Genomic DNA, 25,681 nt, shown 5'->3' with positions numbered 1-25,681 from the left:
ACGAAAAACAACAATCTATTCGAAAATAGCCTTTATTAACAGCCTAAACACTGTTTAATATTTGGTAAACTGTGTTTAGGCTGTTAATTTTTTGTAACCAAAATGAAACTTTTCCGGTTTTCATTCGTCAATATGATAGACTATCATAGTGGAGAGGTGATTAATGGTGGATTTCGGACAAATTGCATTGGTCAGCATCCTATCGCATCTTGTATTTATTGCGATATCCTGGTGGGCGCTGCAGGCGATTCGCTTGGAAAAGCTGATCAAGGCAAATCATGTATTCCAGGCCCGGCTGCTATACATATTATTGGCGATATTCCTTGGGTCAACCGTTAGTAATTTTTTCCTGGATTATCTGCAATGGTCACGGCAGCTCCCGATGATGTTTCAGTAAATTACGGTTTTGAAAATTGGCCAGTTTCACTGCCCGGTCTTTATTCGGGCAAATTGGTAAAAATTTAGGTCTTCATACATGTTCCCTTTTTGCCTGTTTTTGAGTACAATTCTCTTTGTGTCATTACATACTCTGTTGTAAAGCACTTGTAAAGCACGACTTTGTGAAAAGCCGAACTTGAAAGAATTTACGTATTTGTCTAAAAGTGACGAGAATTCCCAAGTATGCTCTTCCCATCATTGGAAACAATGGTAGTAAGGGGGAGAGCCGGTTGAAAAAATATATATTTGGCCTAATTGCCATTTTAAGTTTTATTGCAGTTGTTTTGGGGAATCGAAATACAGAAGCGGCAAATGAAAGCTTGGATTTGATTAAAATTGGTTCTATTTTTCAAACAAAAAATATTATGCCGAGTGAATGGTCTTTATATGCACGTGAACATTTGGTTGACCTAAAAAGTGAAAAAGACGTACGGGTTTATGCAGAGGAGCTTAAGCGAAAGTTTCCTGATTGGGATTGGTCCACGGTAAACACCAGCCAAAAATGGGAAGTGACAGCAGTATCTCCAGCTTCAAACCACCACCAAGAAACACTTCAAATCATGTCTTCCCGCACAAACCAACCAATCAATGCGTATATAGTATATAGGGTCAGCGGCAAGCAGTGGAATAAGAGGGCAGAGTCCTTTTTCACAACCAATCAATTCAAAAATAGGCTGAGGGACGTATTTCGAGAAAAACCGACATTTTTCTCTTGTATGAAGGGCGTTGTCGGTGATAAGATGGATAAGGCTTTACCTGCAACGGTGAAGGATATGCTATCTGCATTGAATGCGAAAAAAATCGAAGCGTTAAAAGAGGAGACGTTCATGTCTGTTACGGCATTTTCACCAGACTTTTCGGAGTCGATTGGTAATGCAAAAACAGATTTGAACCTACAAATTGGGGTACGCTCCGAAGGATTGGGCGCCCAGACTACGGTTGTAGTTGGCACACCAATCATAACGATTGAATATTAATATAGAGAAAATGGACGCGGAGGGGAATACTCTTGGAAAAGATTATCGTCCGCGGCGGACAAAGGCTTTATGGAACGGTGAAAGTTGAAGGTGCAAAGAATGCCGTTTTGCCTGTTATCGCTGCAACATTATTAGCAAGTGATGGAAAAAGTGTAATTCGTGATGTACCTACACTCTCCGATGTATACACAATTAATGAAGTATTACGCAATCTAAACGCTGATGTAGTGTTTGAAAATAATACAGTTTTCGTTGATGCATCCAGAGTGTTAAAAGAGGAAGCGCCTTTCGAATATGTTCGGAAGATGCGTGCGTCTGTCCTTGTTATGGGATCATTATTAGCCCGTAATGGCCGGGCTCGGGTAGCTTTGCCTGGCGGCTGTGCCATCGGATCCCGCCCAATCGACCAGCATTTAAAAGGCTTTGAAGCCATGGGTGCTAAGGTCAAGGTTGGAAATGGTTTTATCGAAGCGGAGGTTGATGGCCGCTTAAAAGGTGCAAAGATTTACTTGGATTTCCCAAGTGTTGGTGCAACAGAAAACATTATGATGGCGGCAACGCTCGCTGTGGGTACGACCATCATTGAAAACGTCGCAAAAGAACCAGAAATCGTTGATCTTGCAAATTTCTTGAACAAAATGGGCGCAAAGGTAAGAGGCGCCGGAACAGGCACGCTTCGCATTGAGGGTGTCGATCGTTTATTTGGTGCAGATCATAACATTATTCCTGACCGAATCGAAGCAGGTACGTTCATGGTGGCTGCAGCGATTACGGGCGGAAATGTGCTTGTTAGAGGAGCAGTTCCTGAGCACTTGTCTTCTTTGATTGCGAAGATGGAAGAGATGGGTGTTACCATTGTTGAAGAATTTGACGGTGTTCGTGTCATTGGACCGGAGAACTTGAAAGCTGTGGACATTAAGACAATGCCGCATCCGGGCTTTCCAACAGATATGCAATCGCAAATGATGGCGTTATTGCTTCGCGCGGAAGGTACGTCAATGATCACGGAAACAGTATTTGAAAACCGCTTCATGCATGTGGAGGAATTCCGCAGAATGAATGCAGATATTAAAATTGAAGGACGTTCGGTTATTTTAAATGGTCTTTCAAATTTACAGGGTGCCGAGGTATCCGCAACTGACCTTCGTGCAGCAGCAGCCTTGATTTTGACAGGCTTAGTTGCTGATGGTGTAACACGTGTGACCGAATTGAAGCATTTGGACCGTGGATATGTGGATTTCCACGAGAAGCTTGCTGTATTAGGCGCTGACATTGAGCGTGTGAAAGAAGAAGATGAGATTTTTGTCGAGAAATTGATTTCCGATATGAATGCGTAAGGTTGTTGGGATAGGTGTTCCTGTTGCGATGATCGTAGGATTTTTGTGATAGGTATTCCTGTTTCGACGGTGTTAGGATTGTGAAATTTTCACATTCGGATTTTAGGCACTTGATTGGATCAGGGGTTAAGCGGTGTATGAAGAGTGCCTAAAGTAAATAAAAACAGGTAAACCGGAGAAAGTGGCTGTCAGATGTCCGACAGCCACTTTCTCCGGTTTTTGCTTTTTTAAAGTCATAAATGCTTGTCCCCCTCCATATGATGGAATGAGTAAGATAGGTACAGGGGTGTGTCCATCCCAAGTGGACAAATTGCTGAAATGTCTACGAATGGTGCCTGTCACCACAAATTTCACAAACTGGAGGCACTTTCATGAAAAAATTCAAACCACTCATCGTACTAGCGTCTATTCTATTTGCCGTAACCTTGATAATACCCGCGATTTTGGTATTGCCTTTTGCACAAGGCGAGGCCAATGGGAAACTGGGCGAGGATCTATCAAAGGCCAAGGCAAAGGAATCTTCGACCGTGTCTGCAGATTCTGCGGTGGAAGTATCGGTCTACCGCGCAGCGAAGGAAAAAATCGAAACGGTACCGCTTGAGAATTACCTCGTCGGAGTTGTTGCAGCGGAAATGCCTGCAGAATTCAAGGAAGAAGCGCTTAAGGCTCAGGCTCTAACCGCAAGAACATATATTGTGGAAAGACTGATGAGTAAAAAGCCTCTCGGCGTTCCAAAAGGTGCAGAGGTAACGGATACCCAGATTCATCAGGTGTATAAAAGCGACGATGAGCTGAAGCGAGAATGGGGAATGGATTATAGTTGGAAGAAGAAGAAAGTTCTTGAGGCAGTAAGAGCGACAAGTGGTCAGATTATCACCTATAAAGGCCAGCCGATCGATGCTTCTTTCTTCTCTACTAGTAACGGCTATACGGAAAATTCGGAGGATTATTGGGCGAATGCCTATCCATATCTACGCAGTGTTTCAAGCCCGTGGGATAAAAGTTCACCGAAATTCTATAATCAAGAGGTGGTCTCCGTCGCTGCGTTTGAGGCGAAACTGGGAGTGACCCTTGGTTCTGGATCAACGATTGGAAAAATCATTGACCGGACGGCGGGGCATCGTGTGGGAAAAGTCGATTTTAATGGGAAAATTTTAACGGGAAAAGATATCCGCGATAAATTGAATTTAAAGTCATCAGATTTCTCGTGGAGCCGGAAGGGTGACAATATTATAATTGCCACGAAAGGCTTCGGCCATGGTGTCGGTATGAGCCAGTATGGCGCAAATGGAATGGCGGCGGAAGGGAAGGATTATAAGCAGATTGTGACGCATTATTATAAGGGTGTACAGATTACTTCGGCACAGAATATGTTGGCGACGATAACGGCGTCGAAGTAGGGGAGTTTTGGGAAGCCAGGTGTGGATGCCTGGCTTTTATATTTGTTGGGGGAGTGAGAAGTGGAGGGTAAAAGGCGAAAAGTGGTGGGTAAAAAGGGAGAACCGGAATGTAAACTCCCTAAAGCGGAGGGTAAAGAACCAAAACCGGTGGGTGAACAAAATAAGGATGAAACGGGGGGCTAATCTGGGGTTGTGAAATTGCTTAAAATGGTAATTTTGTTTTTGAAAAGGTAATTTACAAGGAAGGAAACCTGGTTTTCAGTAGATTAAATGAGAAGTAGAGGATAAAAGGTGAAAAGCGCTGGGTAAAAAGGGAGAACCGGAATGTAAACTCCCCAAAGCGGAGGGTAAAGAACCAAAACCGGTGGGTGAACAAAATAAGGTTGAAACTGGTGGCTAATCTGGGGTTGTAGATTTACTTAAAATGGTAATTTTGTTTTTGAAAAATTAATTTACAAGGAAGGAAACCTGATTTTCAGTAGCATAAATGAGAAGTGATGGGTAAAAGGCAAAAAGTGGTGGGTAAAAAGGGAGAACCGGAATGTAAACTCCCCAAAGCGGAGGGGAAAGAACCAAAACCGGTGGGTGAACAAAATAAGGTTGAAACTGGTGGCTAATCTGGGGTTATGAATTTACTTAAAAAGGTAATTTTGTTTTTGAAAAGGTAATTTTCAAGGAAGGAAACCTGATTTTCAGTAGCATAAATGAGAAGCGATGGGTAAAAGGTGAAAAGCGGTGGGTAAAAAGGGAGAACCGGAATGTAAACTCCCCAAAGCGGAGGGTAAAGAACCAAAATCGGTGGGTGAACTAAAGAATAGTTTTTACAACAAACCAACCCCCTTCTAAAAAAACCGACACAAATCTGTCAAAACAATATGTCGAAATTTGCAGGAGAACCTTCCAATGAGACAGAAATAGAAAGAAAAAAAGAAAGAAAGGACTGGATCATTTGAACCTAAAACCATTAACGCTCCCCCCGATGGTAGAAAAAATTGATGCCCTTCTAAGACGGATTCGCTTTGATCATCCCAAAATGATGAATATTCAAATCGAACGTGAGATGAAAATGAAAGGATACCAGGGACAAAAAGCTCTAGAATTCTATTTAGACCAGCTTCCTGAAAAGAAATACGATATAATCAACGACCTCCGCCTTTATGACGGCAAATACTACTTCCAAATCGATGTACTAGTCCTATCTGTTGCCTTCTTTCTAGACCTTGAAGCCAAAAATAGAGGGAAGGAAATCATATTTGAGCGAGAATTAGAACAAGCAACCCTGGTGAGAAACAATTATCGAGAACGAATTGACAACCCTGTCTTACAGGCAAAAACACAAGCCAGGAAATTAGGGAAATGGTTACAGGATCAAAATTGTGCGGCACCGCCTATCCACTACCTTTTTGTCAATAGCAATAAAAACACGAAAATAACCTTTGCATATCATAATCACCCACTAAATCGCAATATCTGTAATAGCGAAGGGCTACTTGAGAAGATAGAACAAATTGAAGAATTTGAAATCGAAAAAATTACGCAAAAGGAATTAAGAAAAATTGCACGTCTTTTACTTGCACATCATACACCAGAAGATCCCGACATTCTCCGATATTTCGAGATTTCCCCAAAGGAAATCCCCACTGGTGTACAATGCCCAAACTCAGTTTGTCATTTCATAGGAATGGAACGCCGCTATGGAACATGGTACTGTCCAAAATGCGGAACACGATCAAAGGATGCCCATATTCAAGCAATCTATGACCACTTCCTTCTCATAAAACCAACTATTACCAATGCGGAATTATGTAACTTCCTACACATCAATCCTAGAATCGCTTATAAAATTTTATCAGCTATTAATTTACCATTTACAGGGAAGTATCGGGACCGGGTCTATTACAAGCAAGGCTACCTCGTCCCGGGCCAATCACAAACCATGACCCAGGGGGGCTTACCCCTGGCTTCGCACCCACACGCCCCAGCACCTTCCGCAATCCTTCACGTAAACAAAGCACCATGCACAAAATAGAAGCAGACATTGATACCAACAACATCCTTAAAAAAGTCAAACCAGGACTCAGAACGGGACAGAATAAAAGATTGATGGATTTCATCACTCACCCCCGTAAAGCGCAGCAAACACCGCGCAGGCCACATTCAGTCGCGCACTCAGACCCGCACGACGTATCAAAAACGCCAACACTAGCAAAACATACAAAATCGCAAATTCAATCAAGTGCAGCGGCTCCAATTGTATTGTCCACACTTTCCTTAGGCAAATGGACAAGCTTGTCAGAAGAAAAACTCGACTGAATCCAAATCGCCGCCATATAGAGGGCGGGCAGCGCCCGGAGCACTCATTTTATAAAACCTCATAAAAAAATTCTCTTTATGAATGCATAAAAACATAAACCTTGACAAAAACTAAAAAAATTTTCCGCCTCGTGTATATAATTCTACTTATCTGTTCAGAATGATTGCTGAGGTGATGAAAATGAGAGAGGAAGAAAACAAACGATCTTCTCAGAAAAGCTTTTTCAAAAAGCGTTGGGTATTTCCAGCCATTTATATCGCAAGTGCAGCAATCATTCTGACAGGTGTTCTTTGGTACTCGAACCTTAGCAGTTCGACGAAAGACAACAAAGCCACAAACATCGCTCAGAAAAAATTCAACGAGCCATCTGTTGAAGTCAACAAATCAATGGAAAACTTCAAAATGCCAGTGAAAGATCCTGCTACCGCTGTTATTAAAAAGAAATTCTATGACTTTAAAGCGAGCAAGGAAGAGCAAGTCGCAGCATTAGTTCACTACGACAATCAATATGTTCCAAACACTGGTATCGACATCACGATGAAAAACGGGGAAACATTTGATGTAGTTGCCTCCTTAAGCGGAACCGTAACAAAGGTAAGCGAAGATGCAACTCTAGGTAATGTCATTGAAATCGAGCATGAAAAAGGGGTAATTACCCAATATTCATCGGTGAATGACATGAAGGTCAAGGTTGGCGAAGAAGTGAAACAAGGCGATGTCATTGCCAAGGCTGGACAAAGCTTATTCAACGAAAAAGCTGGAACCCATGTACACTTTGAAATCCGCAAAAATGGTGTAGCAGTAAATCCTGATACTTATATTAACAAAACGCTAAGCGCGTTGCAGGAAGATACAACAACTCCAGCAGCGGACACAACGCAAAAAGCAACGGAAGATAAGGCCAACGATCAAAAAATCGATGACAGCACAAAAGCTCCAACCGATCAAAAAATCGATGACAGCACAAATGCTCCATCTGATCAAAATATCGATGACAGCACAAACACTCAAGATGACCAAGGCACACCATCAGATGGCAGTACACCTTCTGACAACTCTTCCGACAACACAATAAACGACACAAATTCATAATAATGGAACCGAGGGGAAAGGGGAATAATCTTTCCTCTTTTTTGTGCCTTTTTTGGAAAAAAGAACCCAGCTGAGGCGGATAGACGGGCGCAGTCCTGATATTGGACATAATCCCATCAGACAGGATCGAAATGTCCCAAACCCATATAAATAGGCAATCCCCCCTATAAAATATCCAAATATTTGGTCGATACCCTCCTTCAATGGTAAAATAATAGAAAAAAGGAGGAAGCTGTCCGTGAAAAAATTAATCGGGGTTCTGCTGATTGTATTCGTGACGATGCTGGCCGGCTGCAACAAGGAACCGGCGCCGCAGGACCGATTTGCTGCATACATAAAACTATGGAACGAACAAAAATTTGATCAAATGTACGATTACCTTTCATCCAGCGCGAAAAAATCGATATCTAAAAAAGAATTCACCTCGCGCTACGAAAAAATCTATCAGGACTTGCAAATTACCGGCCTCAAAGTCAATTTTAAAAAGCCGAAAGAGGATAAAAAGGCAGACGGCGGGAAAACCAGCTATTCTTTTAACGCCAAAATGAATAGCGTGGCTGGGCCGATTTCATTCAGCTACAAGGCAAATTTGAAAGAAGAAGAAAAGGACAATAAGAAAAACTGGTACATTGACTGGAATACTGGGTTCATTTTTCCAAAAATGGAGAAGGACGATAAAATCGGCCTCAGCACGATAAGCCCCGAGCGCGGCGAGATTGTGGACCGCAACGGCAACGGGCTGGCGGTTAATGGCGATGTGCTTGAAGTTGGTGTTGTGCCCGGTAAAATGGGGGATAAAAAGGCGCAGATTGTCGGGCAGCTTGCAAAGCTTTTGGATATACCAACGAAACAGATTGAACAAGAACTCGGGGCAAGCTGGGTGAAGCCGGAGCTGTTCGTGCCGCTGAGAAAGATTCCGTTGGATGACCGGAAATTGGTCAATCAGCTAACGAGCATCCAGTCGGTGACAACAAAGGATGTGCCGGCAAGGATTTATCCTTATAAAGAAGCGGCTGCCCAGCTGGTTGGCTATGTTGGGTCAATAACGGCCGATGAGCTGAAGAAGCTGGAGTCGAAGGGCTACACGGCTCAGGACCTCGTGGGAAAACGCGGCCTTGAGCAGGTGTTTGACGAACAGCTCAAGGGTCAGACTGGTGTGAAGATTACGATTAAGAAGAAAGATGGCTCTGAAGATGTACTCGCTGAGAAGCCGGTCGAGAACGGCAAGACTGTCAAGCTGACGATTGATGCCGAGCTCCAGGCGAGTCTTTATGATGAAATGAAGGGCGATGCAGGGGCCTCGGCGGCAATGAACCCGACGACCGGGGAAACGCTCGCGCTTGTGAGCAGCCCGTCGTTCGACCCGAATCAAGCGTCGCTCGGATTTTCAGCTTCCGAGTGGAATGCGCTGCAGGACAACAAAAAGTCGCCGTTGGCGACACGTTTTAAACAAACGTATGCACCGGGCTCGGTGATGAAGCCAATTACGGCGTCAATTGCGCTTGAGAATAAGGCGATCACACCAGGACAGTCCATCGCAATCAATGGATTGAAGTGGCAGAAGAGCAAATCATGGGGCGGCTATTATGTGACACGAGTTCACGAGGCAAGCCCAGTAAATCTGGAAAAAGCCTTCATCTACTCCGACAACATCTACTTTGCGCAAGCGGCACTGAAAACAGGCCGGACGGCGTTTATCGATGGATTAAAGAAGTTTGGATTTGAAAAAGAGTGGGACTATGCGTTCCCTCTAGAGAAGCCGACGATTGGGAGTCTTGGAAGCGAAATCTCGCTTGCTGATTCCGGCTATGGGCAGGGACAAATTCAAATGAATATTGTCAACTTGATGACGGCGTATACACCACTTGTGAACAGTGGCAATATGATAAAGCCAATTTTGCTTGCAAGTGACAAGAAGAGCCAAGTGCTGCAGGAGAAGGTGATGACTCCGGATGCAGCGGCGACGATTGGACCGATGTTACGGAAGGTTGTAACGGATCCGGGCGGAACGGCGCGTGCGGCGAATATTCCGGGCTACCCGTTGGCGGGGAAAACTGGGACAGCGGAGATTAAGCAGAAGCAGGGCGAGCTTGGCACGCAAAACGGTTGGTTCATCGCGTACAATCCGCAGAAACCGAACTTGATGATTGCAATGATGGTTGAGAACGTTGAGAAGAGCGGCGGCTCGAAGGTGTCGGTGGAAAAAGTGACGAAGGTCTTTAAGATGTGGAAATAGGGGAAAAGCCAGGCGGAAATTGCCTGGCTTTTTGGCGCGTTATAGGAGTATGTGCCTGATTTTCTAAAACCTATAGAACAATGGTTTATCAATCTAGAAATTGTTAAAGGTTAAATTATTTACTATTTTGGAGTTCAATTGATTTTTGCTTTTTTAGTATTACTACTTGGCAGGACAATGTTGGTTCAATATGAAATAGGTTATACGGAAAACCCAAGAAATATTTTTGATTGGACGGTTAACATACTACATTTTGAAAAAAATCCTCGAATCTATTTTTCTATAAGATTTGTCCAATTCTGATTCCCTGAAGATGGGAATAAAGGGATGATTTCCTGTTTCTTCTGGGACAATTGTCATTATAACCAGATGGAAGTTGATACAAAAGTAGCGTACTCATCGTCTGGAAGTTTCTGTATGATTAGTATATGAATGAGAGAAGTCACGGGCTTCCGAAGTAATGTGGGACAAAAGAAAGTTTCGAATGATTTTGTTTTGGGTTTTTGGTAATTTTCTACTATATGTTCCTGAATAATTCAAAATAAAAACACACGAGATTTCAAATCCCGTGTGTTTTTATTGATAGTTGCAAGTGAGGTTTGGTGAAAAGAGGGAGGGAAGTAAAGATGATTAAGAATCTGGATCTTAAGTTAGAGGATTACGGGTTTTCGAAGTTTTTTTATTACCCGGTTCCGGAGGAGATGGAGCTGGATATGGAGTTGTTGGCGGCAGACCGGGCAGAGACGGATCTGTTGACGAATAATAAAATGCGGATTTCGGGACTGCTGCCGTTTGGCATGGTGAAGAAGGACGGGGCGGCTGTACTTCGCTATGATATGATTTCGCAAGTCAATTTGGAGCAGCTTTTCGCCAGTACATTAACAAAGGAGCAGGTGGTGAACAGTCTTTTTAAGATCATTGAAGGTCTGGAGGAACTCGAGCGAAACGGGCTAAATCTGGAGAAAATCCTGCTCAATAAGAAATATATCTTCCTTGATCACTTTTCAAATAGATTAGTATTTTTGTATGTTCCGGTGAAAGTTAATGTTTTTGAAAAGGTATCAATGAACGAGTTTCTTAAAGAACTGATTGCTGGCGCTTCGTACGATGAAGCGGACGATCTGTTGTTTTTTATTAAGCTCCACAACTATCTTGCGAAAAACGCGGATCTTCATTTACCGCATTTTAAAGAAAAACTGAAGGAGTTTGCATCGGGTTATGCCGGCCAATCAACGGAATCGGGCAAGGCGGCGGAACCACAGGCCCATTTTTATAGTCCAAGCCAGGGGAAGGTGATCAAAGAAACTGCTGCCGCTGTAGTCGAGGGAGGAACGACGGTTTTAGGAATGGTAAGTGTTCAGGAGGAAGAGGGCACCACGGCACTAGGTGTTGGCCATCATTCGCAAGCGTTGCCGTTTCTTTTAGAGGCAGCGACAGGGGGAAAACTCTCCCTGTCGAAGGATGTTTTTAGGCTGGGCAGGGACCCCGAACAGGTTGATTATGTCGCGAAAAATAAAGTGGTCGGCCGTGTGCATGCCGAGATTCTTACAGTAGATGGAGAATATTTCTTTGTCGATAAACAATCCCGAAACGGCAGCTACTTGAACGAGGTAAGACTCGTTCCCAATGCGAAAACCAAGCTGAAGCATGAAGATAAAATAAAGCTCGCAAATGAAGAGTTTGTTTTTAAATTGTTTTAAATTCGTAGATTTTTAGATTCGCGGATAAACTTCTGTAATCTGTGGATTAGGTGTAGTTTTACACCGATCGTCATATCTATTTTTGTAAAGGCTATTTTCGCATAGATTGTTGTTTTTCGTATAAGTTCATCAACCCGTATAACGAAATGCTTCGTGGCATCTTTTCGTAAGAATATTTGCGAAAATTGCCTGAAAACTTAAGTATTTGACCCTTATTATTGTCCAATAGCAACAAAGTTTACGAAAAGAGCCTTTGTAAAAAACAAAGAATGAGGTTAGAAAATGTCCATGTTAACAGCCTACCATACGGATGTCGGTATAAAAAAGAAGACGAATCAGGATGCGTTGTTACTGAAAACAGCCCGAACTCCAAAAGGGCATATCGGTCTATTCGTTGTCTGTGACGGCATGGGGGGCTTGTCCCACGGGGAACTCGCCAGCGCAACCGTCATCAGGGGCATGTCAGACTGGTTTGACTCCGAGATGCCGAGAATCGCCCAATCCGAGCATGTTGAAGAAGAAATCCGTACAGAGTTAGAAACCTGTGTTCAGCAGTTAAACGAGAAAATCCAGAACTACGGGGAAAGCGAAAATGTAACATTAGGCACAACCGTTATCGCGCTGCTGATTTTTCAGAATAGATACTATATTGTCCATATCGGCGACAGCAGGGTATATCAAATTGGTGATACCTTGAGGCAATTAACGATGGATCAAACGTTGGTAGCAAGAGAAGTGGCCCGCGGCAACCTGACGGAGGAGCAGGCCAAATTCGATCCACGCCGAAATGTCTTACTGCAATGTGTCGGGGCGACAAAGAACATTGAGATTGCCTTTTCATCAGGGGATATTCAGAATAACACGGTATTTATGTTGTGCTCTGATGGATTTTATCATCAGATTTCGGAGGAAGAGCTGGTGGAGAATTTTCATCCGGACAAGCTGATGAATGAACAGCAGATGAAGGAAAAAGTAGTCGGGTTAGTAGAGTTAGTGAAAGCACGAAAAGAAGTCGATAATATATCGGTTGTAGTAGCAAAAGTGGTTTAAGAATGGATGGGGAGTGCGTTAATTGGCGGAAAGCGCCCGCTAACGCTAACTAGCGGAAGCGCCACCAACTGGCGGAAAGCACCCGCCAACTAGCGGAAGGCGCCACCTAATTGGCGGAAAGCACCCGCTAACTAGCGGAAAGCGCCACCTAACTAGCGGAAGGCACCCGCTAACTAGCGGAAGCACCACCTAATAGGCGGAAAGCACCCGCTAACTAGCGGAAGTACCACCTAATAGGCGGAAAGCACCCGCCAACTAGCGGAAGCGCCACCTAACTGGCGGAAAGCACCCGCCAACTAGCGGAAGGCGCCACCTAATAGGCGGAAAGCACCCGCTAACTAGCGGAAGCACCACCTAATTGGCGGAAAGCACCCGCTAACTGGCGGAAGGCGCCACCTAATAGGCGGAAAGCACCCGCTAACTAGCGGAAAGCGCCACCTAACTGGCGGAAGGCACTCGCCAATTGGCGCAACCCAACCCGCCTATCACCACCACCAAATCTTATCGAACATCGGGGGAGTTTTTCTTGATAAAGATTGGAGCAGTAATCGATGATCGCTATGAAATTTTAAAGGAAATCGGCCGGGGCGGAATGAGCGTCGTCTACCTTGCCATGGACAACCGCCTTAATAAATCCCTGGTTGTCAAAGATATCCGCAAACGTGATGCAAGCAACAACGAGCTTCTGATCAACAGCTTGATTGTCGAAGCCAACATGCTGAAAAAACTCGACCACGGGTCCTTGCCGAAAATCTATGACATTATCGACGCAAAAGGCGATATTTACGTGGTCATGGACTATATCGAAGGCGAATCGTTAAAAGAAAAACTGAAACGCGAAACAACAATCCCAACCTTTGAAGTCATAGACTGGGCAAAACAGCTCGCCGAAGTTTTAGAGTACTTACATACAAGAAAACCCCATCCGATTATTTACAGGGATATGAAACCAGACAATATTATGCTGACACCAGAAGGCAAAATCAAGCTTATCGACTTCGGCATCGCCCGAGAATTCAAGGCAGAAAGCACGACAGACACGATCAACCTCGGGACGAAATCCTATGCGGCGCCCGAACAGCTCTCCGGGAAGCAAACCGACGCTAGAACCGATATTTATAGCTTAGGAGTAACTTTATATCATCTAGTCACCGGAAAAAGCATCAATGAACCGCCGTTTGAGCTGAAGCCGATTCGCCACTGGGATGCAGCCCTGCCGGAAGGACTGGAACACATCATCAACAAATGTACCCAGTCCGAACCAGCAAACCGCTACGAGAGCTGCAGCGAGCTGCTCTACGACCTAAACAATATAAACAAGTTGACAGAAGGCTATAAAAAGAAGCTCAGGAAAAAATTATCACTGTTCCTGATCCCCGTTGTGCTGTTTTTAATTTTTACCACGACAGCTGTTGCCGGTATAAACGGCATCAAAAACACAAGGTTCCAAGATTATATGAAACTAGTGAATGCCGCTGGTGTCTCGCATATGAATCACGATGACCAAAATGCCCTCAAATTGCTGGAAAAAGCAATTGCTGTGAATAAAAAGCGACCTGAGGCATATATCAGTTTGCTGGATTTATTTATTAGCCGCGACCAAACCGATGACGGGCTTGGTAAAATCGAAACCTATATCGATGATGAATACGGGAATATCCAAAAAAACAGCGCGCTTCGCTTCCAAATGGGGATGACCTATTTTGACCTGAAACACGATTATCCGAAAGCACTCAAGCATTTCAATCACGTTGACCCCGAGGCAATTCCTGACGTGCAATATTATGAAACGATTGCCACCCAAGCGAGTTCAATGAATATTAACTATAAAAGCTTTGCTGCCAACTTGAACAAGTTTGAAAAATTTAATGATGGGTTGGTCAATGATCGGAAAAAGGTAGATAACTATAAATCCCTGGCCGGAATTTATATTTCCTATAAAGGCCAAATGGCCAACGCCAACACGAAGACAATCGAAATCATTAAAAAAGCCTACAAGGTCCTCGATTTAATCGATGATGAGAAATTACGCCTTAATTATAAAGAAGATTTTGAAAGCAAACTGGGCCAAGCCTATTACAGCAGGGGAGTGCGTTCGCTGGCCAAAGCTGACTTGGAACAGGCTATCGAACATTATCAAACACTGCTCGACTTGGACATTCCTAACAAGCCGGAAGTGCAAACGAAAATCGGTGTGATTTTTCAAAACATGGGCGAACCGGCACGGGCGGTCCAACAGCTGCAGAAAACCATCAAAAGCTATCCGAAATATTCGGATGCCTATTTTAAACTAACAAATTTGCTCCTCGACAACCACAGCTTTAAGCAGGCCAAACAAATTTATGATCAAGTCGGAAAAATTCCCGGCGCCAAGGGCGACGCTGATTATAAAAAGCTGACAGGGCGGTTCAAGACACTCGGTATCAGGTAGAAAGGGGGAGGAAAAATGGGTTACCAAATTATGTTTTACGGAGGCATAACCGGCGCCCTGGTTACCATCGTCATTTCGATTGTCCTTTTTGTAAAAATGGAAATCGCCCAGGTTTTCATCGATTTAACCGGCATTCAGCTTCGCAAAAAGCGACGTCAAACTACCGAAGAATCGAATGAGAACAAGTATACAAAAGAAATCATGCTGAAAAAGCAGTATGCCGAATCGGCGGCTGCGAAAGAAACGGAGCTTTTGCAGGTAGAGGAAACGGCGCTATTGGGGGATATCGAGGAAACGACATTGTTATCCGAGGAAACTGCACTTTTAGTAGAAGAAACGACGCTTTTAGTAGAAAACGAATTTATTAAAGAAGTAGATGTGATGATTGTGCATTCCAACACGATCATCTAGAGGGGATAGGCAAATGTCAGAAATAGCAAACAGAAAATCGCTGATCTGGATATTAGCAGGCGGTTTGTTGCTCCTATCGGTGCTCTTTTTTAGCACAAATGCTTTTTCATTAGATGGGGCCAAACGCCTGGTGATCTTTAACGGCGATCAATGGGATATGGAGTCGGCTGACCAACCCAACTGGTACACGAATGGAAACTCCGTAACGTTCCAGATTGATTTAACGGAGGATTTTAAAAACAGCCATCCTGCTGAGGTGGAAAGACCGTTCGAAGTCAAAGCCGCATACCCGGGTGCAACCGAATTGAAACCAAAAATTACTGAAGTAAAGGATGCGGATAAGAGGTTTCAAGGCGAATATGCGGTGACGATTCCTTTACCGGCGGAAAGCAAGGATGGAGATTTGGACATCACCATCGACATGGTAAAGGACAATACATGGAAAATTCCTGAGCAAACGAGTTCGTTTACGATTAAACGTGATACGGCCAAGCCGGTGGTCGACGTTCAAACGGAATTTCAGGACGGAGCGTTTGCAGACGGCGGTTTTACGAAAATGCCGGTCACGATGACAGTCAAAGTTGAGGACGACCACTTTGACCCAGGGGAAGATACGATTTCAATCATCAAAGACGACATTGCCTTAAGCGCCGCTCCGGTTTGGAAAAACGGCCAAACGACGCTCATCTTCAATCAAGTGGGCGATTATGAAGTGACGGTTGTTGCTGCCGACAAAGCTGGTAACAAAAGTGAAGCGAAAAAGGTGACCTTTGGGATTAGTGAAATGGGTCCGCGCTTAACGATTGCGGGCAGCAACGAAAATGGTTATTACAATGAACCGGTTCAGCTACAGGTCAGCGATGATTTTAAAATTTGGGATGCCACTGCGGTGGTTGAGAAGGACGGGAAAACAACAACAAAATCTTTTTCCAAGCAAGGAAAAACGGCACTTCTCGAGCTTTCTGATCAAGGGGGTTATAAAGTAAAGGTTGCCGTGAAGGATCGAAAAAATCCAGTTGGCTTAGATCTTGGTGAAACGACGTTTACCATTGATACTAAAAAGCCCGAGGTATCTTTTACTGGTGTAGAGGATCAAGGCAGCGACAAAAAGCCGCGGAAATTTGGTATTGAAGTGAAGGATTCGAATCTGGTGCAAGATTCCGTGCTTCTTAAGGTGAACTGTGATGGCAAGGTTGCAACCTTTGCAGGCAAAGATGCTTATGACGAACACAGCCTCACAGAAGATGGAGTTTACAGCCTGGAGCTGTCGGCAGCGGATAAAGCCGGAAACACAGCAACAAAAACGATTACCTATACCATTGACCAAACGGCGCCCGTATTGAACATTTCCGATATTCCTGCTTTTATCAATGCGCCGAAGGAGGTAATTTTTACCGAGCAAGATTTGACGCTTGATTTAAGTAAAACTGTTTTAAAGGTGGTAAAAGACGGTGCTGCCTACGCGGAACCGATTTCGTTTTCACAATCCGGCACAAACGCTGTGGCCAAGCATATGTTTAAAGAGGAAGGCAAATACGAATTGAGCTTAAACGCAACGGATAAACTGGGTAATGCTTCTCCGGAAAAAACGGCGGCATTTACGATTGACAATACTCCCCCGGTTGTTACGATTTCTACTGTAGAAGACGGGGGCAAATATGATGAGAATCAAAATGTAAAAATTTCCGTTCAGGATCAGTACCTTGACCAATACAATATCACGGTGAAAAAGGACGGAATTCCGTATAGCATTAAGCCGCTGGTCCAGAGCGGGGATATCGCAACGACTGAGCAAGTGTTTGATGAGGATGGCGTTTATGAAGTAACGGTAACCTCCAAGGACAAAGCAGGCAATGAAAAAAACGTCACAAAAACATTTACGATTGATAAAAGCAGTCCGGAAATCCATTTTTCAGACAGTGTGGATGGAGAACATTACAACACGAATCGAACAGTCGTCATTTCAGTTTATGATTATACGTTTGATCCACAAAAAACCACGGTGAAAGTCTTGAAAGATGGTATGGATATCACGGAGAAAATTCTTGAGGATTGGAAAATCTCGGACCCCTATTCATGGATTCGAGGCGGTGAAATGAGGCTTCCTTTTAAAGAGGAAGGAGATTATCAAATCAGCGTGACCTCGGAGGATTTTTTTGGAAAACTTAGTACGAAACAGCTTTCTTTTGTCATCGATAAAACCGCTCCTAAGATTGCGATGACTGGAATTGATGAGGGTGCGTTTGTGAAAAAAGGTGAAGTGACCATCGCGGTGGACGAAACTCACTACCAGACGGATCAAGTAAAGGTTACGGTTCAAAAAAATGGTACGGATAAAAAGGAGAATTTCACCAGCACGGGTACACACTCCGAGCTAAAGCTTCCCTTTACAGATGATGGGGAGTATGCCATCACGGTCGAAGCGGTGGATAAAGCGGGAAACGTCGCGGAGACAAAAACCTTATCGTTTACCGTTGATACGATTGCCCCCCAAATCAGTATCGTGAATAAGAATACGGACACAGCAGTAAAGCCGTACAATAGGGAGAATGTCGATGTTTCCATCGATGTCGAAGAGCATAATTTTAAAAACAATCATGTTGATGTGAATGTGACGGAAGATGGAAAAAACATTTCTATCGGCGATTGGGAAAATAGCGGCGAGACCTCGACACTCGATTACGAATTTAAAGAGGACCGTGAATATACGATCAAGGTCACAGCGACCGATGCAGCCGGGAATAAAGCGGCTGAAAAATCGGTTACCTTCACGATTGACCATATCAATCCTGAGCTTACGATTAGCGGAGTGGAGGACCAGCAGAATTATAAAAGCAAGACCGAGACCTTTACGGTCAAGGATACCAATATCGATTTAAGCCAATCTTCGTTAAACGTTACGCGGAACGGTAAGCCTTATTCGATTGGCTGGCTGGTGTTAACTTCGAAGACAAAAGGCGAGTTAAGTTACAATTTTAAGGATGAAGGAAATTATGTAGTAAGGCTATCGGCAACGGACAAAGCAGGCCGCGAGTCCAGCCTGGCGCCGGTTTCGTTCATTATTGACCACACGAAGCCTGTTGTAAAAGTAGAAGGCGTGGACGAACAGTCGTTTAATCCGGAGAGCCGGAACGTGACGATTTCAGTGGATGAACTGAACTATTCGACCAATCAGGTGGAATTAGCTGTAACAAAGGATGGCCAGCCATTTACGATTGGAATGATGCCTGTAAAACAGCACTCGAATCTAAGCTATAATTTTTCAAAAGACGGGTTGTATTCGATTTTTATCCAAGCAGAGGATAAAGCAGGAAATGGCCCGGTATCCGTGAAACGGACGTTTACGATTGATAAAACGAAGCCGGCGATTGAAATTACCGGTGTGGAGCAGGGGGCCTATTACAACAAGGATAAACTTGTAAAGGCAACGATTCAGGACCGGAATTTTGATATTAATAAAATTACGGTAACCAAGGATGGCCGCAGCTACCCGGTCGACGGCTTCACGGTGAATGGGGATGTGGCGTCGTTTAGCCATAATTTTAGCAAAGAAGGCGAGTATCAAATCGTTGTCGATGCGACGGATAAAGCCGGTAACCATTTTAGCAAGCAAATGAAGTTTACGATTGATAAAACGAAGCCGGTTATTACTCCAAAATTTAGAGGGCAGGACCGGGTAATTAAGAACGGCTCGTTTATTAATGAAATTTTTACACCTGAATTTGCTTTAGACCACCCGAAAGAGGATTCGATTGTTTCGGTTGTTTTGAACGGTAAAAATGTTGGCAAAAGTGCTCCAACTGCTTCAAAGGAAATGGAGTATAAGTACACAGTTTTGGCGCGGGATAAAGCAGGAAATGAAACAACCTTGACGATTCATTTTACCTTGGACACAACGAAGCCGAAGCTGACCATTTCCGGCGTTTTGGACGGATTCTTTAAAAAGAATCTTTCGCCGGCTGTTACTTATTCGGATGTGCATTTGGATAAGAGCAATACATCGGTGACACTAAACGGTAAGCCATTTGTGAGCGGCGTGATGCTTAACGCCGAGGGAGTTTATGTGCTAAAGGCGAAGGTGACCGATTTAGCGAAAAACGTCAGCTCGCGAACGATCGTTTTCACTATCGACAAGACGGCTCCGGCCATCAAGTTCAATGAGCCGATTTCACAGCAGTATTTTAAGGAAGATTTAATTCCGAAATTACGGATTCAGGATATGAGCTCCTATGATATCATTGCGCAAACCTTGGATGGCGAGGATTATGAGCTGGGCCAACCGATTACGAGGGAAGGAAAGCATGTTCTTTTCTTCGAGGTGAAGGATAAGGCCGGAAACATCAAGCAGTTAAGTGTCGAGTTTATCCTCGATAAAACGAAGCCTACGGTTGTGTTTGAAGGGGTTAAGAAGGGTGCGAAATATTATGATCCGGTTAGGTTATCAGTTCATCTTGATAATCCGAATGATACAATTACAAATTTTTTGGTAAACGGCAAGCCCGCTGAGGACTTAGTTAAGACAAAGGATGATAACGGGAACACGGTATTAACGACAAGTTTTTCGAAGATTGAGAAGTACAATGTCAAGGTCGTTGCGTACGATAATGCCGGAAACAAAAAGACCGAGAACATCCCATTTGAGATCGCTCAAAAAGGGGCAATGATGAAGTTTTATGAGAATAAACGATTGTTTGCCGGAAGTATTGTCGGCATGCTGGCATTGCTTGGCTTAGGAGTTACGGTTGCGGTGAGAAGTAGAAAAGAAGATGTAAGTGAATAAGTTTGAGAAGAGCCAGGCGAGATGCCTGGCTCTTGTTGTGTGTTGAGCTTGGTTTATGGGGTTGCACATAAAATAGGTGAATTGGAATATATAATTTTATTGTGGTCGGTATTGATATTTTTCCAAATCAATGCTGCCGTTCAGGCCAACCTCAACTCCCTCACCCTCAAGTGCAAACAGCTGCTCGTGATAAGATTCATCGTATCGCAGGGCGATACGCCCTTGAGCGTTGATGACACGATGCCAGGGAAGTCGGTGTTTCCGGCTCATCGAGTGGAGGATGCGCACAACTTGCCGGGCAGCACGCGGACTGCCGGCGAGCCCCGCAATTTGTCCGTAAGTCATCACTTTTCCTGCAGGAATGTTTTTAATGATACGAATAACGTTTTCGGTAAATGGCGTCATGTCGGCGTCCTTTCTTATTAATTATTTTCATTTTATTTGAAATCGGGAAAGTCGACAAATTTCTCGGGAAATATCGCTTCAGAAAGGGGATTTCCTGGAAAATAAGAGGTATATTGCGGACTCCAGCTTTTTCGCGCTGGTGTCGAATCGCGGAATCCCTGGAAATACTGAATTCTATTGTGTCCGATTTTTCAAAAAATTTCCGAGAATCCTTGTCCTGTTTGTGTTTTTTGTGCATAAACCCGTATCCAAGCTAATAAACTGTTATAAACCTTTATAAAGAGAGTGTTTGAGGTGAGGAATCGTTTGTGGAGAGCGGGGATTTAGTCGGGGACATGATTATTCCTAGTATGATCAGAAGGTACATTACTTTCTGTCGCATGGTGACTCACCATAACAAATGTCCATCTCAAATGGACAAAATGGTGGAAATATCTTTTTGTGGTGCCTGTCACCATAAAATGCTAAAAACATGCGGATAGTAGAATTCGTCATAGTGATAAGCGAGTCTCATTTCACACTTCTCACATCCAATTTAGGGAGGGCGAGAGTGTGCACGATTACATCAAAGAGAGAACTATCAAGATTGGAAAGTATATCGTGGAGACGAGGAAAACAGTTCGCGTGATTGCGAAGGAGTTTGGCGTGTCCAAAAGTACAGTCCATAAAGATTTGACAGAGAGGCTTCCTGAAATTAATCCAGAACTGGCGAATGAAGTAAAAGAAATTTTAGATTATCATAAATCGATCCGGCACCTAAGGGGTGGGGAAGCAACGAAGATGAAGTACCAGAAAGAAGAAAGAGAAGGCGAGACGGTGAAATAATTTTGTGAGACATGCAATGTTTTTAAGCGGAAGGGGGAATGGTGTTTATAGAGGTGAGACCACATGTAAGCGCTATACTTGCAAGGGAGCTTCACGGGTTCCTTTTTCAAAAAATTCGAGGACAAATTTTGTTTTCGGATTTTTTTGATTTTTGACAAATTCCTACATTTTTTTGAGTTAAAAGTATGGATTTTTTGAGGAGTGTGATAAAATAAACAATTAGAGTAGTAGGATCCGTTAAGGAGGAAAGCAAGAGAATGTTTGCTAGGGATATTGGTATTGATTTGGGTACTGCGAACGTGTTGATTCACGTGAAGGGCCGTGGGATTGTGTTGAATGAGCCTTCTGTGGTGGCGATTGACCGAAATACGAATCGCGTTTTGGCGGTTGGTGAAGAGGCGCGCCGCATGGTGGGACGTACACCTGGGAACATTGTCGCGATTCGTCCGCTTAAGGATGGCGTAATCGCTGACTTTGATGTAACTGAAGCAATGTTAAAACATTTTATTAATAAGTTAAATGTGAAGGGCTTCCTTTCGAAGCCGCGTATTTTGATTTGCTGCCCGACGAATATTACGAGCGTAGAGCAGAAGGCGATCAAGGAGGCGGCTGAGAAGAGCGGCGGTAAGAAAATTTATCTTGAAGAAGAGCCAAAGGTGGCGGCGATTGGCGCGGGTATGGATATTTTCCAACCTAGTGGAAATATGGTCGTGGATATCGGCGGAGGTACGACAGATGTAGCAGTACTTTCGATGGGTGATATCGTGACGTCTTCTTCGATTAAGATGGCGGGCGATAAGTTTGATATGGAGATTTTAAACCATATTAAGCGTGAGTACAAGCTGTTGATTGGGGAGCGCACAGCTGAGAATATTAAAATTAATATTGGGACCGTGTTCCCTGGTTCTCGTTCGGAGGATATGGAGATTCGCGGCCGTGATATGGTTAGCGGTCTGCCACGTACGATTACGGTTCATTCAGAAGAGATTGAGCAGTCATTGCGCGAGTCTGTTGCGGTGATCGTACAGGCGGCGAAAAGTGTGCTTGAGCGTACTCCGCCAGAGTTGTCTGCGGATATTATCGACCGCGGCGTGATTTTGACGGGCGGCGGCGCGTTGCTGCACGGTATTGATATGCTGCTTGCCGAAGAGTTGAAGGTTCCTGTGCTTGTTGCGGAGAATCCGATGGACTGTGTGGCGATTGGTACGGGAATTATGTTGGATAATATTGATCGGATCCCTGGCAGGAAGCTGGGATAGGTTTGGGTTTAGCCTGATGATGCACGTGGGTGTGCGTTGTTGGGCTTTTTTGTTGTTCGAGAATAGAGATGATGTTGTGGGTGTTTGGGTGAAAGTGGTGGGTAAAGTGGAATTTGGGTAGATAGGTGGTTTAGTGGAGTGTTTGGTTTTACTGAAAATGGTAATTTTCATAAAAAAGAGACCTAAATTCAAGAGAAAGCTTGAGGATTTAGCTCGCACGAATGGGAGGCGGAGGGTATTTCGGTGAAAGTAGTGGGTATTTTGGCGAAAGTGGAATGTAAAGTTCCAAAAGCGGAGGGTAAAGAGGCAAAACCGGTGGGTAAAGTGGATTTTGGGTAGATAGGTGGTTTAGTGGAGTGTTTAGTTTTACTGAAAATGGTAATTTTCATAAAAAAGAGACCTAAATTCAGGAGAAAGCTTGAGGATTTAGCTCGCCACGAACGGAGGCGGAGGGTATGTCGGTAAAAGTGGTGGGTAAATAGGCAAAAGTGGAAGGTAAAATGCAAAAGCCGGAGGATAAACCCATACATGATGGATTCACGGTTTTCCCCAAAAGCTGGATCTTTCTACAAAAAATTAATGTGCTTCTTTTAATTATTTTTTATAATAAAGGTAAGACTGGGCGAATAATTTTTATAAAAAACAATTTATTTTGGTAATAATATGTTTGAACTCGCTAGTTTTGGGAGAAACACAAAGGAGAATTCCGATGTCCGAACAAGTGAAAACGAGGGAAGAAATAAAAAAAGAAGAATCGCAAAAAAAGGGAGAAGAAGCACGCCCGGGGGCAAAACGCGTCAGAGTGCGCCTGATTCCGATTTGGTTGCGACTTATCCTTATGGTGATCAGTATTTTGACTTGCGTCATGGCGGGGGCTGCAGTTGGCTACGGTATGCTTGGCGGCGGTAATGTAACAGACATTTTTAAGGAGTCAACTTGGACGCATATCATCGACCTCGTTGATAAAAAATAAATCGGTGAGAGGGAAGGGAGCAATCTCTTCCCTTTGTTTGTGTTTAATAGTAAAATGGAATTTAAGTAGCTAATATTAGTAGGAGGTACTAAATAATGCTTGATATCGAACAAATTAAAGAAATTATCCCTCATCGTTATCCATTTTTGCTAGTAGACCGCGTTTTGGAGGTTGAGGAAGGAAAAAGAGCAATCGGAATTAAAAATGTTTCCGCAAACGAAGAGTTTTTCAACGGGCATTTTCCTGACTATCCAGTCATGCCGGGTGTTTTAATTGTAGAGGCATTGGCACAGGTGGGTGCGGTTGCGATGTTGAAAAAAGAGGAAAACCGCGGTCGATTAGCATTTTTTGCCGGGATTGACGGCTGCCGTTTCAAAAGACAGGTCAAGCCTGGGGACCAGCTTCGACTTGAGGTCGAAATCATTCGATTGCGCGGGCCGGTTGGGAAAGGAAAAGCCGTAGCAACGGTGGATGGCGAGATTGCTTGTGAAGCTGAGATTACATTTGCTTTGGGTGAGAAAAAAGAATAGTTTGATGGGAAATGGCCGGGGAACTGGTCATTTTTTTTAGGTCTATTCTAAAACAAAAGCCAGGCACCACGCCTGGCCTACTCTCACTGTGGAGTTTTCATCTTAATCTTCGGTTTACTCTTCATCTTTTCCTTAAACTCGGTGAGGAGGGCTTGGCCACTCAAACCTTTTTGAATCAAGTTATCGAGCAGGACCTCAGAATAATCGCGGCGAAGACGGCGCAGATTGCCTTCGAGCAATACACTAATATGATTTTCAAACTTATTCAACGTACTAATTTTCGTTTGAAAAAACGCCGGATCATTATCAGGCTTCGTAATCACCGCTTCAACAATAATATCGCGGCCTTCATCTTGAATTTTTTTAAAATAATCATAAAGAGACAGGCTCGTATAAGCTTCAAGCAGCCAAGTCAACTGCTCATCTTCTTTATTAATAATCAAACCATCATGTAATGGAACTTCCACCGAATTGTCATTCTCAACAACTTCCAACGACACCAACTTAAAAGATTTCATTAGGTAAAACCTCCTTCTAGCATTTTTTGCTGCGGACAAATTCCCCTAAGTCAACGTGACGAAACACTTTTCCTAAATTATAACATATGCAGGAAGAAAGCGAATGTCGAAAAATTTATATCGAAGATTGCAAAAATTATCTTTGAATTGCTATTCATGTCGAAAAATACGATTTCCCCCTAAGAAAACCCATTTTTTCAATGCCAACCACCCTTGAAAATGCTTTTTTCGTGATTTTACAGGGGGCGGCTGGGCGGTCTATGATAAAACCATGAAACAGAGAGGAGATGAATGAATGATCAATCAAGTCACACTTGTCGGCAGACTGACGAAGGATCCGGAGCTGAAGACAACGGCTGAAGGAACGCCTGTTGTTCAGATTTCGCTTGCCGTCAGCCGCAATTTCCGAAACCATAACGGCGAAATTGAAACAGACTTTGTTTCGTGTACGATTTGGCGAAAGGCAGCGGAAAATACCGCGCAGTACTGCCGGAAAGGTTCCGTGGTCGGGGTTACGGGCCGGCTGCAGACCCGGCATTACGAGAAAGAGGGAAAAAGGGTGTATGTGACCGAAGTTATCGCAGAACAAATTCGCTTTTTAAGTACCAAACCGCATGTAGAGAATCCGAGCTCAAGCCCAAGTTCTCGTTCTACCCCTAGCCCTGAGCCAAGTGAAAAAAAGGAGGAAATACCAGTTGGAACCTAAAAGTGACAGTTTAGAACTCCTCATGGAAGCCTTAATCAAAATGGTTGGGAAAACAAATCATAAAGTCGACGGCCTAGAGCGGCGAGTCATCCAGCTAGAAACCTATATTAAGGAGGAAAAAGAGCGAGGCGCCATCCCGATCTACCCCCAAGAACCGGCCTCATCCACCCCCCACATCAGTTGATTACCATCATTCCTCAATAGAAAAAATCAATGGTCTCTCCTATGTACCCCAAATTTCCGGCGAATTCGCCGGCTTTTTATTTTTCATCGTATAAAAAAATGCCAATGGGAAACAA

22 protein-coding genes are annotated in these 25,681 nt (G+C 43.8%); 19 read left to right on the top strand and 3 right to left on the bottom strand.

All coding sequences use genetic code 11. The annotated features are described in order from the left end of the window. Positions 1-163 precede the first annotated feature (163 nt). The 6 genes from BIV60_RS20720 (at position 164) to BIV60_RS20695 (ending at position 6,181) form a co-directional block, all read left to right on the top strand. Complete coding sequence (locus tag BIV60_RS20720; RefSeq protein WP_071357618.1) at positions 164-397, top strand: DUF1146 family protein; 234 nt, start codon at positions 164-166, stop codon at positions 395-397. Between the two features lie 271 nt (positions 398-668). Next, positions 669-1,415: a YwmB family TATA-box binding protein gene (locus BIV60_RS20715; protein ID WP_071357617.1), complete on the top strand. Its 747-nt coding sequence runs from the start codon at positions 669-671 to the stop codon at positions 1,413-1,415. Positions 1,416-1,447: 32 nt separating this feature from the next. Beyond that, positions 1,448-2,752: a UDP-N-acetylglucosamine 1-carboxyvinyltransferase gene (murA, locus tag BIV60_RS20710; protein ID WP_071357616.1), complete on the top strand. Its 1,305-nt coding sequence runs from the start codon at positions 1,448-1,450 to the stop codon at positions 2,750-2,752. Between the two features lie 371 nt (positions 2,753-3,123). Then, positions 3,124-4,152 (top strand): stage II sporulation protein D, encoded by a 1,029-nt coding sequence (gene spoIID, locus BIV60_RS20705; RefSeq protein ID WP_071357615.1) that lies wholly within the window; start codon positions 3,124-3,126, stop codon positions 4,150-4,152. A 60-nt stretch (positions 4,153-4,212) separates the two neighbouring features. Continuing rightward, positions 4,213-4,335 carry a hypothetical protein gene (locus BIV60_RS30560; protein ID WP_256218481.1) on the top strand — a complete coding sequence of 41 codons (123 nt, stop codon included), beginning with the start codon at positions 4,213-4,215 and terminating at the stop codon, positions 4,333-4,335. Positions 4,336-5,101: 766 nt separating this feature from the next. Continuing rightward, positions 5,102-6,181, top strand: a complete 1,080-nt coding sequence (locus tag BIV60_RS20695; protein ID WP_071357613.1) for a nuclease-related domain-containing protein — start codon at positions 5,102-5,104, stop codon at positions 6,179-6,181. On the opposite strand, the gene BIV60_RS31050 is transcribed toward BIV60_RS20695, so the two are convergent. Continuing rightward, positions 6,151-6,309 carry a VanZ family protein gene (locus tag BIV60_RS31050; RefSeq protein WP_177177362.1) on the bottom strand — a complete coding sequence of 53 codons (159 nt, stop codon included), beginning with the start codon at positions 6,307-6,309 and terminating at the stop codon, positions 6,151-6,153. The genes BIV60_RS20695 and BIV60_RS31050 overlap by 31 nt on opposite strands. 337 nt (positions 6,310-6,646) lie before the next feature. On the opposite strand from BIV60_RS31050, the gene spoIIQ reads away from it, so the two are divergent. The 7 genes from spoIIQ to BIV60_RS20660 all read left to right on the top strand — a co-directional run bounded on the left by spoIIQ (position 6,647) and on the right by BIV60_RS20660 (position 20,166). Further along, on the top strand, positions 6,647-7,558 hold the full coding sequence (gene spoIIQ / locus BIV60_RS20690) for a stage II sporulation protein SpoIIQ (RefSeq protein WP_071357612.1): 912 nt from the start codon (positions 6,647-6,649) through the stop codon (positions 7,556-7,558). 238 nt (positions 7,559-7,796) lie between these two features. Next, positions 7,797-9,794: a penicillin-binding transpeptidase domain-containing protein gene (locus BIV60_RS20685; RefSeq protein ID WP_177177361.1), complete on the top strand. Its 1,998-nt coding sequence runs from the start codon at positions 7,797-7,799 to the stop codon at positions 9,792-9,794. A gap of 626 nt (positions 9,795-10,420) precedes the next feature. Next, a complete protein-coding gene (locus tag BIV60_RS20680; protein ID WP_071357611.1) occupies positions 10,421-11,494 on the top strand; it encodes a DUF6382 and FHA domain-containing protein in 1,074 nt (357 codons plus the stop codon). Positions 11,495-11,776: 282 nt separating this feature from the next. Continuing rightward, positions 11,777-12,544: a PP2C family protein-serine/threonine phosphatase gene (locus BIV60_RS20675; RefSeq protein WP_071357610.1), complete on the top strand. Its 768-nt coding sequence runs from the start codon at positions 11,777-11,779 to the stop codon at positions 12,542-12,544. Positions 12,545-13,070: 526 nt separating this feature from the next. Next, positions 13,071-14,975 carry a serine/threonine-protein kinase gene (locus tag BIV60_RS20670; RefSeq protein ID WP_071357609.1) on the top strand — a complete coding sequence of 635 codons (1,905 nt, stop codon included), beginning with the start codon at positions 13,071-13,073 and terminating at the stop codon, positions 14,973-14,975. A 15-nt stretch (positions 14,976-14,990) separates the two neighbouring features. Beyond that, positions 14,991-15,386: a hypothetical protein gene (locus BIV60_RS20665; protein WP_071357608.1), complete on the top strand. Its 396-nt coding sequence runs from the start codon at positions 14,991-14,993 to the stop codon at positions 15,384-15,386. Between the two features lie 13 nt (positions 15,387-15,399). Continuing rightward, the gene (locus tag BIV60_RS20660) at positions 15,400-20,166 is read left to right on the top strand and encodes an Ig-like domain-containing protein (RefSeq protein WP_071357607.1); all 4,767 of its coding nucleotides are present in this window, start codon (positions 15,400-15,402) and stop codon (positions 20,164-20,166) included. Between the two features lie 96 nt (positions 20,167-20,262). Here BIV60_RS20660 and BIV60_RS20655 read toward each other — a convergent pair whose 3' ends face one another. Next, positions 20,263-20,571: an MGMT family protein gene (locus BIV60_RS20655; RefSeq protein ID WP_071357606.1), complete on the bottom strand. Its 309-nt coding sequence runs from the start codon at positions 20,569-20,571 to the stop codon at positions 20,263-20,265. Positions 20,572-21,123: 552 nt separating this feature from the next. Between BIV60_RS20655 and spoIIID the strand changes: the two genes are divergently transcribed. The 4 genes from spoIIID (at position 21,124) to fabZ (ending at position 24,158) form a co-directional block, all read left to right on the top strand. Next, positions 21,124-21,396: a sporulation transcriptional regulator SpoIIID gene (gene spoIIID / locus BIV60_RS20650; protein WP_071357605.1), complete on the top strand. Its 273-nt coding sequence runs from the start codon at positions 21,124-21,126 to the stop codon at positions 21,394-21,396. 257 nt (positions 21,397-21,653) lie between these two features. Then, the gene (mreB, locus tag BIV60_RS20645) at positions 21,654-22,655 is read left to right on the top strand and encodes a rod shape-determining protein (RefSeq protein ID WP_071357604.1); all 1,002 of its coding nucleotides are present in this window, start codon (positions 21,654-21,656) and stop codon (positions 22,653-22,655) included. A gap of 709 nt (positions 22,656-23,364) precedes the next feature. Beyond that, positions 23,365-23,628 (top strand): DNA-directed RNA polymerase subunit beta, encoded by a 264-nt coding sequence (locus tag BIV60_RS20640; RefSeq protein WP_071357603.1) that lies wholly within the window; start codon positions 23,365-23,367, stop codon positions 23,626-23,628. 95 nt (positions 23,629-23,723) lie between these two features. Further along, entirely contained in the window at positions 23,724-24,158 is a 435-nt protein-coding gene (gene fabZ, locus BIV60_RS20635) for a 3-hydroxyacyl-ACP dehydratase FabZ (RefSeq protein ID WP_071357602.1), read from the top strand. Between the two features lie 83 nt (positions 24,159-24,241). On the opposite strand, the gene BIV60_RS20630 is transcribed toward fabZ, so the two are convergent. Beyond that, complete coding sequence (locus BIV60_RS20630; protein WP_071357601.1) at positions 24,242-24,676, bottom strand: YwpF-like family protein; 435 nt, start codon at positions 24,674-24,676, stop codon at positions 24,242-24,244. Between the two features lie 295 nt (positions 24,677-24,971). Between BIV60_RS20630 and BIV60_RS20625 the strand changes: the two genes are divergently transcribed. Both BIV60_RS20625 and BIV60_RS20620 read left to right on the top strand, forming a co-directional pair. After that, entirely contained in the window at positions 24,972-25,382 is a 411-nt protein-coding gene (locus BIV60_RS20625) for a single-stranded DNA-binding protein (protein ID WP_071357600.1), read from the top strand. Continuing rightward, complete coding sequence (locus BIV60_RS20620; protein ID WP_071357599.1) at positions 25,372-25,566, top strand: hypothetical protein; 195 nt, start codon at positions 25,372-25,374, stop codon at positions 25,564-25,566. Before BIV60_RS20625 ends, BIV60_RS20620 begins: the two co-directional genes overlap by 11 nt. The last annotated feature ends 115 nt before the right edge of the window (positions 25,567-25,681 follow it).

This window comes from Bacillus sp. MUM 116, assembly GCF_001866655.1.
Taxonomy (GTDB): Bacteria; Bacillota; Bacilli; order Bacillales; family Cytobacillaceae; genus Neobacillus.
Note: the sequence above shows the minus strand (reverse complement) of the source record. Positions and strands in the feature narration are given on the sequence as shown.